At 59.4% G+C, this 16,241-nt stretch carries 13 protein-coding genes and 1 pseudogene; 3 read left to right on the top strand and 11 right to left on the bottom strand.

Going from position 1 to position 16,241, the window contains the following annotated elements; translation table 11 throughout:
• Window positions 1-20 precede the first annotated feature (20 nt).
• Together nuoM and nuoN are read left to right on the top strand one after the other, a co-directional pair.
• Window positions 21-1,553, top strand: a complete 1,533-nt coding sequence (gene nuoM, locus CAF65_RS22885) for an NADH-quinone oxidoreductase subunit M (protein WP_085718310.1) — start codon at window positions 21-23, stop codon at window positions 1,551-1,553.
• A 7-nt stretch (window positions 1,554-1,560) separates the two neighbouring features.
• Complete coding sequence (gene nuoN / locus CAF65_RS22880) at window positions 1,561-3,024, top strand: NADH-quinone oxidoreductase subunit NuoN (protein ID WP_085718309.1); 1,464 nt, start codon at window positions 1,561-1,563, stop codon at window positions 3,022-3,024.
• Between the two features lie 120 nt (window positions 3,025-3,144).
• On the opposite strand, the gene CAF65_RS22875 is transcribed toward nuoN, so the two are convergent.
• The 9 genes and pseudogenes from CAF65_RS22875 to CAF65_RS22835 form a co-directional block, all read right to left on the bottom strand.
• Window positions 3,145-3,609: a GNAT family N-acetyltransferase gene (locus tag CAF65_RS22875; protein ID WP_085718308.1), complete on the bottom strand. Its 465-nt coding sequence runs from the start codon at window positions 3,607-3,609 to the stop codon at window positions 3,145-3,147.
• A 296-nt stretch (window positions 3,610-3,905) separates the two neighbouring features.
• Window positions 3,906-4,169 (bottom strand): annotated as a pseudogene (locus CAF65_RS22870) (co-regulatory protein PtrA N-terminal domain-containing protein); the annotation flags it as partial.
• 79 nt (window positions 4,170-4,248) lie between these two features.
• Window positions 4,249-4,449: a co-regulatory protein PtrA N-terminal domain-containing protein gene (locus CAF65_RS22865; protein ID WP_085718307.1), complete on the bottom strand. Its 201-nt coding sequence runs from the start codon at window positions 4,447-4,449 to the stop codon at window positions 4,249-4,251.
• Between the two features lie 216 nt (window positions 4,450-4,665).
• Window positions 4,666-6,408, bottom strand: coding sequence for an ABC transporter substrate-binding protein (locus CAF65_RS22860; protein ID WP_085718306.1), 1,743 nt, complete (start codon window positions 6,406-6,408; stop codon window positions 4,666-4,668).
• 48 nt (window positions 6,409-6,456) lie between these two features.
• Window positions 6,457-6,729 carry a DUF2160 domain-containing protein gene (locus tag CAF65_RS22855; protein WP_085718374.1) on the bottom strand — a complete coding sequence of 91 codons (273 nt, stop codon included), beginning with the start codon at window positions 6,727-6,729 and terminating at the stop codon, window positions 6,457-6,459.
• Between the two features lie 10 nt (window positions 6,730-6,739).
• Window positions 6,740-7,540, bottom strand: a complete 801-nt coding sequence (locus tag CAF65_RS22850; RefSeq protein WP_085718305.1) for a carbohydrate ABC transporter permease — start codon at window positions 7,538-7,540, stop codon at window positions 6,740-6,742.
• 8 nt (window positions 7,541-7,548) lie between these two features.
• Window positions 7,549-8,415, bottom strand: a complete 867-nt coding sequence (locus CAF65_RS22845) for a carbohydrate ABC transporter permease (protein WP_008020692.1) — start codon at window positions 8,413-8,415, stop codon at window positions 7,549-7,551.
• Window positions 8,412-9,548, bottom strand: a complete 1,137-nt coding sequence (locus CAF65_RS22840) for an ABC transporter ATP-binding protein (RefSeq protein ID WP_085718304.1) — start codon at window positions 9,546-9,548, stop codon at window positions 8,412-8,414. Before CAF65_RS22840 ends, CAF65_RS22845 begins: the two co-directional genes overlap by 4 nt.
• On the bottom strand, window positions 9,548-10,642 hold the full coding sequence (locus CAF65_RS22835) for an ABC transporter ATP-binding protein (protein ID WP_085718303.1): 1,095 nt from the start codon (window positions 10,640-10,642) through the stop codon (window positions 9,548-9,550). Before CAF65_RS22835 ends, CAF65_RS22840 begins: the two co-directional genes overlap by 1 nt.
• A 387-nt stretch (window positions 10,643-11,029) precedes the next feature.
• On the opposite strand from CAF65_RS22835, the gene CAF65_RS22830 reads away from it, so the two are divergent.
• The gene (locus CAF65_RS22830; RefSeq protein WP_085718302.1) at window positions 11,030-12,868 is read left to right on the top strand and encodes a sigma-54-dependent Fis family transcriptional regulator; all 1,839 of its coding nucleotides are present in this window, start codon (window positions 11,030-11,032) and stop codon (window positions 12,866-12,868) included.
• 217 nt (window positions 12,869-13,085) lie between these two features.
• On the opposite strand, the gene cysS is transcribed toward CAF65_RS22830, so the two are convergent.
• Window positions 13,086-14,468 carry a cysteine--tRNA ligase gene (cysS, locus tag CAF65_RS22825; protein ID WP_085718301.1) on the bottom strand — a complete coding sequence of 461 codons (1,383 nt, stop codon included), beginning with the start codon at window positions 14,466-14,468 and terminating at the stop codon, window positions 13,086-13,088.
• A gap of 15 nt (window positions 14,469-14,483) precedes the next feature.
• Window positions 14,484-16,184 (bottom strand): glutamine--tRNA ligase/YqeY domain fusion protein, encoded by a 1,701-nt coding sequence (locus CAF65_RS22820; RefSeq protein ID WP_085718300.1) that lies wholly within the window; start codon window positions 16,182-16,184, stop codon window positions 14,484-14,486.
• Window positions 16,185-16,241: the final 57 nt, after the last annotated feature.

The raw sequence follows: 16,241 nt of genomic DNA, 5'->3' as shown, positions 1-16,241 counted from the left end.
CGAAAGGAATTGAGCCCGTCATGATTCTGCCTTGGCTAATCCTGATCCCCTTCATCGGCGGCCTGCTGTGCTGGATGGGTGAGCGCTTCGGCGCCACCCTCCCCCGCTGGATTGCGCTGATCACCATGTCCCTGCTGCTCTCCCTCGGCCTCTGGCTGTGGGCCAACGGTGACTATTCGTTTGCTCCGGCACCGGGTGCCGATCCGACCTGGGCGCTTGAGTTCAAGCACGTCTGGATCCAGCGCTTTGGCATCAACGTACACCTGGCCCTCGACGGCCTGTCGCTGTTGATGATCATGCTGACCGGCCTGCTGGGTGTCCTCTCGGTACTCTGCTCGTGGAAAGAGATCCAGCGTCACGTTGGCTTCTTCCACCTGAACCTGATGTGGATCCTGGGCGGCGTCGTCGGCGTGTTCCTCGCCCTCGACCTGTTCATGTTCTTCTTCTTCTGGGAAATGATGCTGGTGCCGATGTACTTCCTCATCGCGCTCTGGGGTCACAGTTCTTCGGACGGCAAGAAAACCCGGATCTACGCGGCGACCAAGTTCTTCATCTTCACTCAGGCTTCCGGCCTGATCATGCTGGTGGCGATCCTGGGTCTGGTACTGGTCAACTTCAACGACACCGGCGTGATTACCTTCAACTACGCCGACCTGTTGAAGACCAAGATGTCGACCACCACCGAGTACATCCTGATGCTCGGCTTCTTCATCGCCTTCGCGGTGAAACTGCCCGTGGTGCCGTTCCACTCCTGGTTGCCTGACGCTCACGCCCAGGCGCCGACCGCAGGTTCCGTCGACCTCGCCGGTATCTTGCTGAAGACAGCGGCCTACGGTCTGCTGCGTTTCGCCCTGCCGCTGTTCCCGAATGCCTCGGCCGAGTTCGCGCCGTTCGCCATGACCCTGGGTCTGATCGGGATTTTCTACGGTGCATTCCTGGCGTTCGCGCAAACCGACATCAAGCGTCTGATTGCCTTCTCGTCCGTTTCCCACATGGGCTTCGTACTGATCGGCATCTACTCCGGCAGCCAATTGGCACTGCAGGGCGCGGTGATGCAGATGCTGGCGCACGGCCTGTCGGCGGCGGCACTCTTTATCCTGAGTGGCCAACTGTACGAACGCACCCATACCCGCGACATGCGCGAGATGGGTGGCCTGTGGTCGAAGATCGCTTACCTGCCGGCCCTCAGCCTGTTCTTCGCCGCCGCGTCGCTGGGCTTGCCGGGTACCGGCAACTTCGTCGGTGAGTTCCTGATCCTGATCGGCACTTTCCCGATCGCCCCATGGGTCACCATCATCGCGACGTCCGGTCTGGTGTTCGGTTCGGTCTACTCGCTGATCATGATCCATCGTGCCTACTTCGGCCCGGCCAGGTCGGACGCGGTGATGCATGGCATGGACGGTCGCGAAATGATCATGGTGGTCGGTCTGGCCGCGTTGCTGGCCTACATCGGCATCTACCCGCAACCGTTCCTCGATACCTCTGCCGCTACGATGCATGGCGTGCAGCAATGGCTCGGCACCGCCTTCACTCAACTCGCTTCGGCCCGGTAAGAGCGCTATGGAATTCACGACTCAACACTTTATCGCGCTAGCGCCGCTGTTGATTACCAGCGCCACGATCATCGTGGTGATGCTGGCGATCGCCTGGCGCCGCAACCACTCGCAGACCTTCCTGATTTCGGTGGCAGGTCTGAACCTGGCGTTGCTGTCGATCCTGCCAGCCTTGAAGGTCGCGCCATTGGCTGTGACCCCACTGCTGCAAATCGATAGCTTCGCTTGCTTGTACATGGCGCTGATCCTGGTCGCCACCCTCGCTTGTGTCACCCTCGCCCACGCCTACCTCGGCGATGGTGGCACAGGTTACCCGGGCAACCGTGAAGAACTGTACCTGCTGATCCTGATGTCCGCCGCCGGTGGCCTGGTGCTGGTCAGCGCACAGCACCTGGCCGGGTTGTTCGTCGGTCTGGAACTGCTGTCGGTGCCGGTCTACGGTCTGGTGGCCTATGCCTTCTTCAACAAGCGCTCGCTGGAAGCCGGTATCAAGTACATGGTGCTGTCGGCGGCCGGTTCCGCGTTCCTGTTGTTCGGTATGGCCCTGCTCTACGCTGACGCCGGCTCCCTGAGCTTCGTCGGCATCGGCCAAGCGCTGGCGGCTACCGGTCTGCCAAGCTCGCTGGCACAACTGGGCCTGGGCATGATGCTGATCGGCCTGGCGTTCAAGCTGTCGCTGGTACCCTTCCACCTCTGGACTCCGGACGTCTACGAAGGTGCTCCGGCGCCAGTCGCAGCGTTCCTGGCGACTGCTTCCAAGGTTGCCGTGTTCGCGGTGATGGTGCGTCTGTTCCAGATCTCGCCAGCGGCGAGCAGCGGCGTGCTGAGCAACGTGCTGACCATCATCGCCATCGCGTCGATCCTGTTCGGTAACCTGCTGGCCCTGACCCAGAGCAACCTCAAGCGTCTGCTGGGTTACTCGTCCATCGCCCACTTCGGTTACCTGCTGATCGCCCTGGTGGCGAGCAAGGGTCTGGCCGTGGAAGCCATCGGCGTGTACCTGGTCACCTACGTGATCACCAGCCTCGGCGCCTTCGGCGTGATCACCCTGATGTCCTCGCCATACAAAGGCCGTGACGCAGACGCCCTGTACGAATACCGCGGCCTGTTCTGGCGCCGTCCGTACCTGACCGCCGTGCTGACCGTGATGATGCTGTCCCTGGCCGGTATCCCGCTGACCGCGGGCTTCATCGGCAAGTTCTATATCATCGCCACCGGTGTCGAATCGCACCAATGGTGGCTGGTCGGCTCGCTGGTTCTGGGCAGCGCCATCGGCGTGTTCTACTACCTGCGCGTGATGGTCACCCTGTACCTGATCGAACCGAACCTGCGCCGCGTCGATGCTCAACTGCACTGGGAACAGCGTGCGGGCGGCGTGATGCTGCTGGCCATCGCGGTACTGGCTTTCTTCCTCGGCCTGTACCCACAACCGCTGCTGAACCTGGTTCAACAGTCGGGCCTGGCGGGTTGATCGCTTAGCGATACCCGGTAGTAAACAAAAACGGCACCTTCGGGTGCCGTTTTTGCGTTTTTAGATCGGAGCTTTCAGGCGCCGAATTATGCGGTGCTACTCAGGCCGGCCCCGAAGCCATCACAGTTTCTTCACCATAGGAACGCAGGCCAGTTGAAGACCGGAGGGGGAATGGTAAACCGCAGGCTCCTCCCCAATGTAACCACAGCGTCGATAAAAGTCGGCGGCATTCAAAGTCGCATCCAGACGAACTTCCATCAGGCCAAGATCCCGCGCCAGATCTTCAAGAAAGCTCACAATGCGCTTGCCCAAGCCTCGTTGCATAAAGTCAGGATGTATAAAGATCGCACCGATTTCGCGGTTCTCCAGATCCAGCATGCCTGTCGCGACGGGCTCACTCCGAACGCTGCCCAGATAGAAACACTTTTCCATCAGTGCGCAGTAACCGTCCTCAGCTGGTCCCGATGTCCAGGTCAGCATTTGCTTTTCGGTATAGGCACCGATGCATTGATGTCGAATGGCTAGCAGCCGTATGTCGAATGCAGTCTGAGCGTCGCTTTGGGTGGCTTTTCCAATTTCGAACATTTCACTCTCCATCAGCCATGTGCAGACGGAGAATCAAAAAGCCCCGTCCATCTCTGGCGGGGCTTTGGGTAACACGTCAAATGCCGAGCACGTATGACCTTATGGCCCGCCGAAAGCGGTCATAGAGGAACACATCATGTTCATTCGGCATTGATCATTCATCGGTAGATAGTGCTGCGGGTGAGCCGATGAGTCAATTGCGAAGTCCCCTCCCCTTGCATTACTCGAAAATTCTTGCCGGACTGGTCGCGTCATCCTATACCTGCACATGCGCGAGAATTTGCGACCTTCTACGCTTCATAGGTCATGGCAGTAGGCACCACGGCACAAGCAACTTGCGGCCGCACAACGCTCACCACTTTAACCACATCCAGTTTCATCCCGTATTCGTAGTCTTTCGACACTGGCGCAGGTTTGCCTTGGTCGGCCGCGTATTGCTCCATGGCTTTGCCATTGGCACTGAACGCCTTCTCAAACGTCCTGTCACCGCCGCCTTCTGCCAGCGCATTCAACGACATCGCCATCACACCGACGAACGCCATCAACTTAAAAACTTTCATATCCAATACTTTCAAATCCAGGCTCAAAAAAAAGCCCACCATCGGCATTCGATGACGGGCTAGTTCCAGCGCGACACGCTTACAAGTCTTTGGTCTTGTCGTCCTTTTTTTCATTCAATACAACGGGAGTACGCGTCTGTTCCTTCGCGACAAACATCTCCACCGAGCGGTCATTGGCCGCCATCATTTTTTCGAACGCCTTGTCACCGCCACCTTCTGCCAAAACAACAGAAGACATCACCAACGCCGCTACAAACGCACTCAGTTCTGCAAGTTTCATGTTTGATTCCTCGTTTAATTTACTAACGAGGTCAAGGTAACAATCCGAACCTTTCATGACAGTGGCGCGCAAATTACATATCCGTTATGTAGCCTGAAAGGAATCTGTGGCGAGGGAGCTTGCTCCCGCGGGGTCGCTTGCTCACGAAAGCGGTCCATCAGGCACAAATAAAAACGGCACCTTCCGGTGCCGTTCGCCTTTCACAGTCCCAAATACTTACTTACGCGCATCCGCCCACGATTTCAGCAGTTCGTTGTAGCTCACGGTTTCGCCTTTCGGTTTCTCGTTCGCCAGTTTCGGCTTCGGTGCGCCCGGCTGATCGAACCAGTACTGCGCGTCGCGCTCGGGGTTCATTTTCGGTGCGCAGGTGGCTTGCGCCTTCGAACGCTCCAGTCGGGTCATGATTGCATCCTGATCCTTGGCCAGCCCGTCCAGTGCCTGTTGCGGGGTCTTGTCGCCGCTGGCGGCTTCGGCGATGTGGCTCCACCACAACTGCGCGAGGCGAGGATAGTCCGGCACGTTGGTCCCGGTCGGGGTCCATTGCACACGGGCCGGGCTGCGGTAGAACTCCACCAGACCACCAAGTTTCGGTGCCAGGTCGGTCATCGCCTGCGAGTTGATGTCCGACTCGCGGATCGGGGTCAGGCCGACGATGGTTTTCTTCAGCGAGACGGTTTTCGAGGTCACGAACTGCGCGTACAGCCAGGCCGCCAGTTTCTGCTTCTCAGGCGTAGACTTCATGAAGGTCCAGGAGCCCACGTCCTGATAGCCCAGTTTCATGCCATCTTCCCAGTACGGACCACGCGGCGACGGCGCCATGCGCCATTTCGGCGTGCCGTCGGCGTTCATCACCGCCAGGCCCGGTTTGGTCATGTCGGCGGTAAAGGCGGTGTACCAGAAAATCTGCTGGGCGATGCTGCCCTGGGATGGCACCGGACCCGATTCGGAGAAGGTCATGCCCGCCGCTTCCGGTGGCGCGTACTTCTTCAGCCAGTCGACGTACTTGGTGGTGGCGAACACCGCCGCCGGACCGTTGGTGTCGCCGCCGCGGGTCACGCTGGAACCCACCGGGTGGCAGTCCTCGACTCGAATGCCCCACTCGTCCACCGGCAAGCCGTTGGGAATACCCTTGTCGCCGCCACCGGCCATGGAGAACCAGGCATCGGTGAAGCGCCAGCCCAGGGACGGATCTTTCTTGCCGTAGTCCATGTGCCCGTAGACGCGCTTGCCGTCGATTTCCTTGACGTCTTCGCTGAAAAATTTCGCGATGTCTTCATAGGCCGACCAGTTCACCGGCACGCCCAACTCATAGCCGTACTTTTCCTTGAACTTGGCCTTGAGGTCCGCGCGTTCGAACCAGTCGGCGCGGAACCAGTACAGGTTGGCGAACTGCTGGTCGGGCAACTGGTAGATCTTGCCGTCCGGTGCGGTGGTGAAGGAAATGCCGATGAAGTCCTTGAGGTCCAGGGTCGGCGAGGTGAAGTCCTTGCCTTCATTGGCCATCAGGTCGGTGATCGCTTCGGTCTTGCCGTAGCGAAAGTGCGTACCGATCAGGTCCGAGTCGTTGACCCAGCCGTCATAGATGCTCTTGTCCGATTGCATCACGGTCTGCAGCTTTTCCACCACATCGCCTTCCTGCAGCAGGTCGTGGGTGACTTTGATCCCGGTGATCTCGGTGAAGGCCTTGGCCAGCACCTTGGACTCGTACTCGTGGGTGGCGATGGTTTCCGAGACGACCTTGATGTCCATCCCGCGAAACGGCTCGGCGGTCTTGATGAACCACTTCAATTCCGCCAGTTGCTGATCGGCCGTCAGGGTGGATGGCTTGAACTCGCTGCCAATCCATTTCTTCGCAGCGTCTTCATAGGCATCGGCCCAGGCCGCTGCGCTCAACCCACTGAGTGCCAGCATGGCTGCCAATGAAATGCTATGTCGCAGCTTATTGTTTTTGTCGAACATAGAGACCTCCTGTATGGGATTTCGGAGCAACATTGCCGAGCGACTCGACTAGCCCCAACGCATCACAGCCAACAGCCACACCAGGGACAACGCGAAAGCGACCCAGATGCTCCAGTCGGTGACGCCGATTACCAGCAAATGCAGGTAGGCGCTGCCGAGAAGACCGATAAACAAGCGATCGCCACGGGTGGTGGCAATCGGCAGGAAACCTCGCCGAAGCACACTCGGCGAACGCAACTCCCAGGTGGTCATGCCCACCAGGATCAAGGCAATGACGCCGAAGAACGCCATCGTGGGGACGGTCCAACTCATCCATTCCATCATCAGTTCCTCATACCCGGCCCAGGGCAAAGCCCTTGGCCACGTGGTTGCGAACAAACCAGATCACCAGCATGCCCGGCAGGATGGTCAACACCCCCGCCGCCGCCAGTACGCCCCAGTCGATACCGGATGCCGAGACAGTGCGGGTCATCACCGCTGCGATCGGTTTGGCGTTCACCGAAGTGAGGGTGCGCGCCAACAGCAGTTCGACCCAGGAAAACATGAAGCAGAAGAACGCCGTGACGCCGATGCCGGAGCCGATCAGCGGGATGAAAATCTTCACGAAGAACTTGGGAAAACTGTAGCCATCGATGTAGGCGGTTTCGTCGATTTCCTTGGGCACGCCGGACATGAAGCCTTCGAGAATCCACACCGCCAGCGGAACGTTGAACAGGCAGTGGGCCAGGGCCACGGCAATGTGGGTGTCGAACAACCCGATCGATGAATACAACTGGAAGAACGGCAACAGGAACACCGCCGGCGGCGCCATGCGGTTGGTCAGCAGCCAGAAGAACAGGTGCTTGTCACCGAGGAAGCGATAACGCGAGAACGCATAGGCCGCCGGCAGTGCCACGCTCAGGGAAATGATCGTGTTCAGGCTCACGTAGTACAGCGAGTTGAGGTAGCCGGTGTACCAGCTCGGGTCGGTGAAGATCACCTTGTAGTTGTGGAAGGTGAAATCCTGCGGAAACAGCGTCAGGCCGCCAAGGATTTCGGTATTGCTCTTGAAAGACATGTTCAGCAGCCAGTAGATGGGAACCAGCAGGAACAGGATATAGAGCAGCAACGGAACCAGCTTTCTCTTGCTCATGGCGGGCCTCAGCGGTTGGCGTCAGAGTGAGTCATGGCGGTGTAGAACAGCCAGGACACCAACAGGATGATCAGGAAGTACACCAGCGAGAATGCCGCTGCCGGCCCCAGGTCGAATTGCCCTACGGCCATCTGGGTCAGGGTCTGGCTGAGGAAGGTGGTGGCATTGCCCGGACCGCCGCCCGTGAGTACGAACGGCTCGGTGTAGATCATGAAACTGTCCATGAACCGCAGCATCACGGCGATCAGCAGCACACTCTTGAGCTTGGGCAACTGGATATGCCGGAACACCGCCCAGGCCGAAGCACGGTCGATCCGCGCCGCCTGGTAATACACATCCGGAATCGCCCGCAACCCGGAGAAACACAGCAGCGCCACCAGCGAGGTCCAGTGCCAGACGTCCATCACCAGCACGGTGACCCAGGCGTCCATGGTGCTTGCCGCATAGTTGTAGCTGATGCCCATGGCATTGAGGCTCGAACCTAGCAGGCCGATATCGGCACGGCCGAAGATCTGCCAGATGGTACCCACCACGTTCCACGGGATCAGCAACGGGATCGCCAGCACGATCAACACCACCGAAGACCAGCGACCCTTGGTCGGCATGGTCAGGGCTATGGCGATGCCCAAAGGAATTTCGATCAGCAGCACACAGGCGGAATAGATGAACTGACGCAGCAGTGAGTCATGCAGCCTCGGGTCGAGCAGTACCTGCTTGTACCAGTCGGCGCCAACGAAATAGCGGCTGGACTGGTCGAAAATGTCCTGCACCGAATAGTTGACCACGGTCATCATCGGGATCACCGCACTGAACGCCACCAGCAGGAACACCGGCAGCACCAGCCACCAGGCCTTGTTGTTCTGCACCTTGTTCATGGCTGTGCCTCTTTTTTGTTGGCAGACGCTTCATTAATGCTTTGGGTTTCCAAAAGGAATTCGTCGGCGTAGACCATCAGCCATTGCGCCGGAAAACTGATGAAGGCCGTGCCTTTCGGCACCGGTTTGTCTTCGGCCAGGCGCACCTTCAGCGGCACGCCGTCGAGGTTGAGGGTCATGATCTTGTAGGTGCCCAGGTCTTCGACGTGTACGACCTGTGCCCGCAGCGCGTCATCGAAGGCTTCGTCCCACACATGGACGAACTCCGGGCGAATGCCGACCTTCAGGGTTTTCCATTCGGATTCGGCGATACACTGTTGCATGGCCTCGGACAGCGGCAGGTGGGTCGAGGCGAACCCGACGCCCCCCGGTTGCGGCTGCACTTCGATCAGATTCATCCCCGGACTGCCAATGAAGTAGCCGACAAAGGTGTGGCTCGGCCGCTCGAACAATTCCCTTGGCGTGCCGAACTGCACGATCTGCCCGCCATACATCACCGCGATCTTGTCGGCGAAGGTCGAGGCCTCCAGTTGATCGTGGGTGACGTAGACCATGGTGATGTTGAACTGCTCGTGAATCTGCTTGAGCTTGCGCCGCAGTTTCCACTTCAGGTGCGGGTCGATCACCGTCAGCGGTTCGTCGAACAGGATCGCCGACACGTCATCTCGCACCAGTCCACGGCCCATGGAGACTTTCTGCTTTTCGTCGGCGGTGAGGTTGCGAGCCTTTTTGCTCAGCAGATTCTGAAGGTCGAGGACTTCGGCAATTTCCTGCACCTTGGTGTGAATCTTCGCCTCGGCCATGCCCTGGTTACGCAACGGAAAGGCCAGATTATCGAACACCGTCATGGTGTCGTAGACCACCGGAAACTGGAAAACCTGGGCAATGTTGCGCTTCTCCGGGGTCAGGTTGTTGACTGCTTTGCCGTCGAACAGCACATGACCCTGGGACGGGCTGAGCAACCCGGAAATAATGTTGAGCAAGGTCGACTTACCGCAGCCCGATGGACCGAGCAACGCGTAGGCGCCACCCTGCTCCCAAATGTGGTCCATCTCGCGAATCGCATAGTCCTCAGGTCCCACCGGGGTCCTGGTGTAGCTGTGGGCGAGGCTCTGCAAACGGATTTCGGCCATCAGGCAACCCTCGCGACACGCCGGCCCGGCGCCTGCACCAGCCGCCCCAGCGTATCGAACACAAACAGTTTATGGGTCGGGATGTAGATGCGGATTGGCGCATCGACGTCGTATTCGTGAACGCCCGGCAAGTGCAGCACCAGCAGGAAATGCTCGTTGCGTACGTGCAGGAAGGTTTCCGAACCGCTGATCTCCGCCACCTCGACGGTCACCGCCAGTTCCAGGTCGTCATCGTTGCTCGGCACCAGCGAGATGTGGCTCGGGCGCACGCCGAAACGGAACTCGCCCTCACCCACCGGGTGCAGATCCACGTTCAGCGGAAAGTGCACGAAATTGGCGAAACTCACTTCGTTGCCGGCGATGCGCCCCGGCATCAGGTTGATCGGTGGTTCGGAGAACAGCTCCGCCGCCAGCACCGATTGCGGCTGGTGATAGACCGAGGAAGACTGGCCACTCTGGATCACCCGGCCTTCGTGAAGAATGGTCGTGGTGCCGCCCAGGGCCAGGGCCTCGTTGGGCTCGGTGGTGGCATAGATCGCGATGGTATGGCGCGCCTTGAACAGCTCGCGCATTTCCTGACGCAGCTCTTCGCGCAGCTTGTAGTCGAGATTGACCAGCGGCTCGTCGAACAGGATCAGCTCGGCATCCTTGACCAGCGCCCGGGCCATGGCCGTGCGTTGTTGCTGGCCGCCGGAGAGTTCGAGGGGATGGCGCTGGAGGAACTTCTCGATGCGCAGCATCTTCGCGGTTTCCAGCACCTTGCTCTGGATCAGCTCGCTGGACACACCGGCCTGGCGCAGCGGCGAGGCGATATTCTCGAAAACGGTCATGGTCGGGTAGTTGATGAACTGCTGATACACCATCGACACGTTGCGCAAGCGCACCGGGCGCTGGGTGACGTCGACGCCATTCATCAGAATGCGACCACTGTCGGGCTTGTCCAGCCCGGCCATCAAGCGCATCAGGCTGGTTTTTCCAGACAGCGTGCGCCCGAGCAAAACGTTGAAGGAACCGGGTTCAAAACTCAGGTTGGCATCGTCGATCCAGGTCTGGCCCTCGACGGTGCGGCTGACATGCTCCAGGGTTAATGACATGGCTCGGCCTTTTTTTATTTTTGGAATCAAGCGACCGGAGCTGTATAGCGACATTTGTGCCAGAAATTGCAAACGATTGATTCAGTTTGAAATTCCTGAAAATGACTAGGGAGTCACGTTCATTGCTGAACACAAATGAACAATCGGGATTGAACAACTGAACACTCGAACGGTTGACAATGAACATTAGTGAACAACACTCTACGGATGCTTTTTGCCTCCATTGGAGCAAAGCCTGAATTGCAAAACCTGTGGGAGCGAGCCTGCTCGCGAAGATTGAGTGTCAGTCAACATTAAGTTGCCTGACCCACCGCTTCGCGAGCAGGCTCGCTCCCACAGGGAAATACCTATAACAACAATAAATGTGTTTTTCAGAGGCTGACTTGAATGGCCGCACCTGCCCCCACGTTATCCCACGACGCCATCATCCAGGACTCCTGGTCCCGTTGTCGCGCGTTCGGCCTCAGTCATCAGAGCACGCCGGCCTTCGACCAATTGCCGACCGCGGGCATCGCGCAACTGCTGGAAAGCCAGCATTCACTGGTGCAAACCACCCATCAGGAAGTGCTGCCCTACTACGAGAATATCCTGAGCAATTCCAATTGCCTGATCATGCTCGCCGACCATCAGGGCCAGGTGCTCACGTCATGGGGAACACAGCGCTTCATCGAACCCAAACTGGCCCGGGGTTTCAGCGCCGGCGCCAGCTGGATGGAACGCTGCACCGGGACCAACGCCATAGGCACTGCCCTGGCCTGCGAACAAGCCGTGCACATTGAGCACGACGAACACTTCCTCAAGGCCAACCGCTTCATGACCGGTTCCGCCGCGCCGATTTTCGATGCCGAGCGCAAGGTGATCGCGGTGCTGGACGTGTCCAGTGACAGCTATCTGCCGCCATCCCACACCCTGGGCATGGTCAAGATGATGAGCCAGACCGTGGAGAATCGGCTGATCCTCAATCTGTTCCATGGCCAACATTTCCAACTGACGTTCAACACCGGCCTGAACAACCTCGACAGCCAATGGGCTGGCTTGCTGATTTTCGATGAAACCGGTCAGGTGCTGTCGGCCAACCGCCGCGCCGACAATCTGCTGGGGGTGCGTCTGTCCCGGGTCAGTGTCGAGAGCCTGTTCAAGGTCTCGTTGCTGGAATTGTTGAATCAACCCGAAGGCCTGCCCTTCTCCCTGCAAGCCTCGGGACGCAATCGCTTCCAGTGCCTGCTGAAAAGGCCGAAGCAGGTTCCGATCCAGCCGCGACTGTTCGTCGAACCTGCCGTGACGCACCCGACACCAGCGGCGATCAGCCTCAACACCCTGCACTTTGGCGACAGCCGCGTGGAAAAAGCCGTGCGCCAGGCCGAACGCCTGCTGGAAAAAGACATCCCGCTGTTGATCCACGGCGAAACCGGGGTCGGCAAGGAAGTATTTGTCAAAGCCTTGCACCACGCCAGTTCACGAAACAAACAGGCGCTGATCGCCGTAAACTGTGCAGCGATCCCCGCCGAACTGGTGGAATCCGAGCTGTTCGGCTACGAGAAAGGCGCGTTCACCGGGGCCAACCAGAAAGGCAGCATCGGCCTGATCCGCAAGGCTGACAGAGGCACGCTGTTTCTCGACGAAATCGGTGACATGCCGTTGCCGACCCAGGCCCGCCTGCTGCGCGTGTTACAGGAGCGTTGCGTGCAACCGGTGGGCAGCAGTGAGTTGTTCCCGGTGGACATCCGCATCATTTCCGCGACCAACCGCTCCTTGCGCGAACAGGTACAACTGGGACGTTTCCGCGAAGATTTGTACTACCGCATCGGCGGCTTGACCCTGGAGCTGCCAGCGCTACGCGAGCGCAGCGACAAGCAGGCGCTGTTCAAGCGATTGTGGGAGCAACACCGCGAACCGAGCCAGTGGGCCGGTTTGAGCCGGGAGGTGCTGGAGTTGTTCGACCGCCACCCCTGGCCGGGCAACCTGCGTCAGGTCAGCAGCGTGATTCAGGTGGCCCTGGCCATGGCCGAGGAACAGCCGGTACGGCCGGAGCATTTGCCGGATGATTTTTTTGTCGATCTGGAGATGGAACCGGTGGAGTCGCAGGAGCCACTGGCGGTTGATCTTGATGATGCCGAGGAGTTGAATCGGCAGTTACAGGCGGTCGGGGGGAATATTTCCCATTTGGCGCGCAGGCTCGGAGTAAGCCGTAATACCCTTTACAAGCGGTTGCGCCAGGCGGAATGACGAGCGTTCCGCACAGGCGATGTTCGGTTTGAGACCTTCGCGAGCAGGCTCGCTCCCACAGGGGATCTGCGTCGCGTATAAAATTCAAACATCACAATGATCCAATGTGGGAGCGAGCCTGCTCGCGAAAGCGCCAACTGGGGCGCTGTCATACTTACACCCCACCTAAAAACAAAAACCCGCACAAGGCGGGTTTTGTTTTTAAGCACTACAGCTGTCAGTCAGCCAGACGCCAGGTCGTGCCGCCCTTGCCGTCTTCCAGCACCACGCCCATGGCGGTGAGCTGGTCGCGGATGCGGTCGGATTCGGCCCAGTCCTTGCCGGCACGTGCCGCCAGGCGCGCTGCAATCAGCGCCTCGACTTGCGCGGCATCCACCCGCCCTTCGGCGCCGGCCTGCAGGAAGTCATCGGCCTCCAGTTGCAACACACCCAGCACGCTGGCCAGTTCTTTCAAACGGGCTGCCAGACCGGCCGCCGCGTCCAGATCGCTCTCGCGCAGGCGGTTGATCTCGCGGACCATCTCGAACAGCACCGAGCAGGCTTCCGGCGTACCGAAGTCGTCGTTCATCACCTGGGTGAAGCGCTCGACGAAGGCTTCGCCGCCAGCCGGAGCCACGTTCGGCAGGCCTTTCAACGCGTGGTAGAAACGCTCCAGGGCGCCCTTGGCGTCCTTGAGGTTGTCTTCCGAGTAGTTGATGGCGCTGCGATAGTGGCTCGACACCAGCAGGTAACGCACGACTTCCGGGTGGTACTTGTCGAGCACGTCACGGATGGTGAAGAAGTTGTTCAAGGACTTGGACATCTTCTCGCCATTGATCCGGATCATGCCGCAATGCATCCACGCGTTGGCGTAGGTCTTGCCGGTGGCCGCTTCGCTCTGGGCGATTTCGTTTTCGTGGTGCGGAAACTCAAGGTCGCTGCCGCCGCCATGAATGTCGAAGGTCTCGCCCAGGCAGCAGGTGGACATCACCGAGCATTCGATGTGCCAGCCCGGACGCCCGGCGCCCCACGGCGATTCCCAGCTCGGCTCGCCCGGCTTGGCGGCTTTCCACAGCACGAAGTCCAGCGGGTCCTGTTTCGACTCGTCGACTTCGATGCGGGCGCCGATACGCAGGTCTTCGATCTTCTTGCGCGACAGCTTGCCGTAGCCCATGAACTTGCCGACGCGGTAGTACACGTCGCCATTGCCCGGGGCGTAGGCGTAGCCCTTGTCGATCAGGGTCTGGATCATCGCGTGCATGCCCGGGATGTGGTCAGTGGCACGCGGCTCCATGTCCGGCTTCTTGATGTTCAGGCGCGCCTCATCTTCGTGCATCGCCGCGATCATGCGCTCGGTCAAGGCTTCGAACGACTCGCCGTTCTCGTTGGCCCGGTTGATGATCTTGTCGTCAATGTCGGTGATGTTGCGCACATAAGTCAGATCGTAGCCGCTAAAGCGCAGCCAGCGCGTCACCAGGTCGAAGGCGACCATGCTGCGGCCGTGGCCGAGGTGGCAGTAGTCGTACACGGTCATGCCGCACACGTACATGCGCACCTTGTTGCCATCGAGCGGCTTGAAGACTTCTTTGCTCTTGGTGAGCGTGTTGTAAATCGTAAGCACGTTAACTTCCTTGAATCACTGGCCCCACGAATCACGCAGGGTCACGGTACGGTTGAATACCGGCTGACCTGGTTTCGAGTCCTTGAGATCCGCGACGAAGTAACCTTCGCGCTCGAACTGGAAACGGTCTTCCGGCTGTGCGTTGCCCAGCGAAGGCTCGGCACGACAACCAGTGAGTACCTGCAGTGAGTCAGGGTTGATGTTGTCCAGGAAACTGGCGCTGTCTTCGGCCTTCTCCGGGTTCGGAGAACGGAACAGACGATCGTACAGGCGCACTTCGCACTCGACGCTGGCAGCGGCCGGCACCCAGTGGATCACGCCTTTGACCTTGCGGCCTTCCGGGTTCTTGCCCAAGGTGTCCGGATCGTACGAGCAGCGCAGTTCGACGATGTTGCCATCGGCGTCCTTGATCGCTTCGTCGGCACGGATCACGTAGCTGCCGCGCAGACGTACTTCGCCGTTTGGCTCCAGGCGCTTGTAGCCCTTTGGCGGCTCTTCCATGAAGTCATCGCGGTCGATATAGATTTCACGGGCGAACGGCAGCTTGCGCACGCCGAGTTCTTCTTTCTGTGGATGACGCGGCAGTTCGAGGTTTTCGACCTGGTCTTCCGGGTAGTTGGTGATCACGACTTTCAACGGACGCAACACGCACATGGCGCGCGGGGCGTTCGCGTCCAGGTCCTGACGGATGCTGAACTCGAGCATGCCGAAGTCGACCACGCCGTCGGAACGGTTGGTGCCGATCATGTCGCAGAAGTTGCGGATCGACGCCGGTGTGTAGCCACGGCGGCGGAAGCCCGACAGCGTGGACATGCGCGGGTCGTCCCAGCCGTTGACGTGGCCCTCGTCCACAAGCTGCTTGAGCTTGCGCTTGCTGGTGATGGTGTAGTTCAGGTTCAGGCGACTGAACTCGTACTGGCGCGGGTGGGCCGGTACCGGCAGGTTGTCGAGGAACCACTCGTACAGCGGACGGTGGCTTTCGAATTCCAGGGTGCAGATCGAGTGAGTGATGCCTTCGATGGCGTCCGACTGACCGTGGGTGAAGTCATAGTTCGGGTAGATGCACCACTTGTCGCCGGTCTGGTGGTGGTGAGCGTGGCGGATGCGATACATGATCGGGTCGCGCAGGTTCATGTTCGGCGAGGCCATGTCGATCTTGGCCCGCAGCACGCGTGCGCCGTCCTTGAACTCACCGGCCTTCATGCGGGCGAACAGGTCGAGGTTCTCTTCCACCGAACGGTCGCGGAACGGGCTGTTCTTGCCCGGTTCGGTCAGGGTGCCACGGTATTCCCTGGCCTGTTCAGGGGTCAGGTCATCGACGTAGGCCTTGCCGGACTTGATCAGTTCGACGGCCCAGTCGTGCAGTTGGTCGAAATACTGCGAGGCGTAGCGCACTTCACCGGACCACTCGAAGCCCAGCCATTTGACGTCGCTTTCAATCGCGTCGATGTATTCCTGGTCTTCCTTGGCCGGGTTGGTGTCGTCGAAACGCAGGTGCGTGACGCCACCGAACTCCTGGGCGAGACCGAAGTTCACGCAGATCGACTTGGCGTGACCGATGTGCAGGTAGCCGTTGGGTTCAGGCGGGAAACGGGTAACGATTTGCGTGTGCTTGCCCGAGTCCAGGTCTGCCTGGATGATCGGCCGCAGGAAGTTGACCGGCACGGCAGGGCCGGTCTTGGCATTCGAGGTAGGGTCGACAGTGGGCTTGCTCATAGGATCCTTGAACGTACAAGTGCATGGCCGTAATGAAGGCCGGACAAAACAAAGCCG

The organism is Pseudomonas sp. B28(2017) (genome assembly GCF_002113025.1).
GTDB lineage: Bacteria > Pseudomonadota > Gammaproteobacteria > Pseudomonadales > Pseudomonadaceae > Aquipseudomonas.
This window is presented reverse-complemented; position numbering and strand designations above follow the sequence as displayed.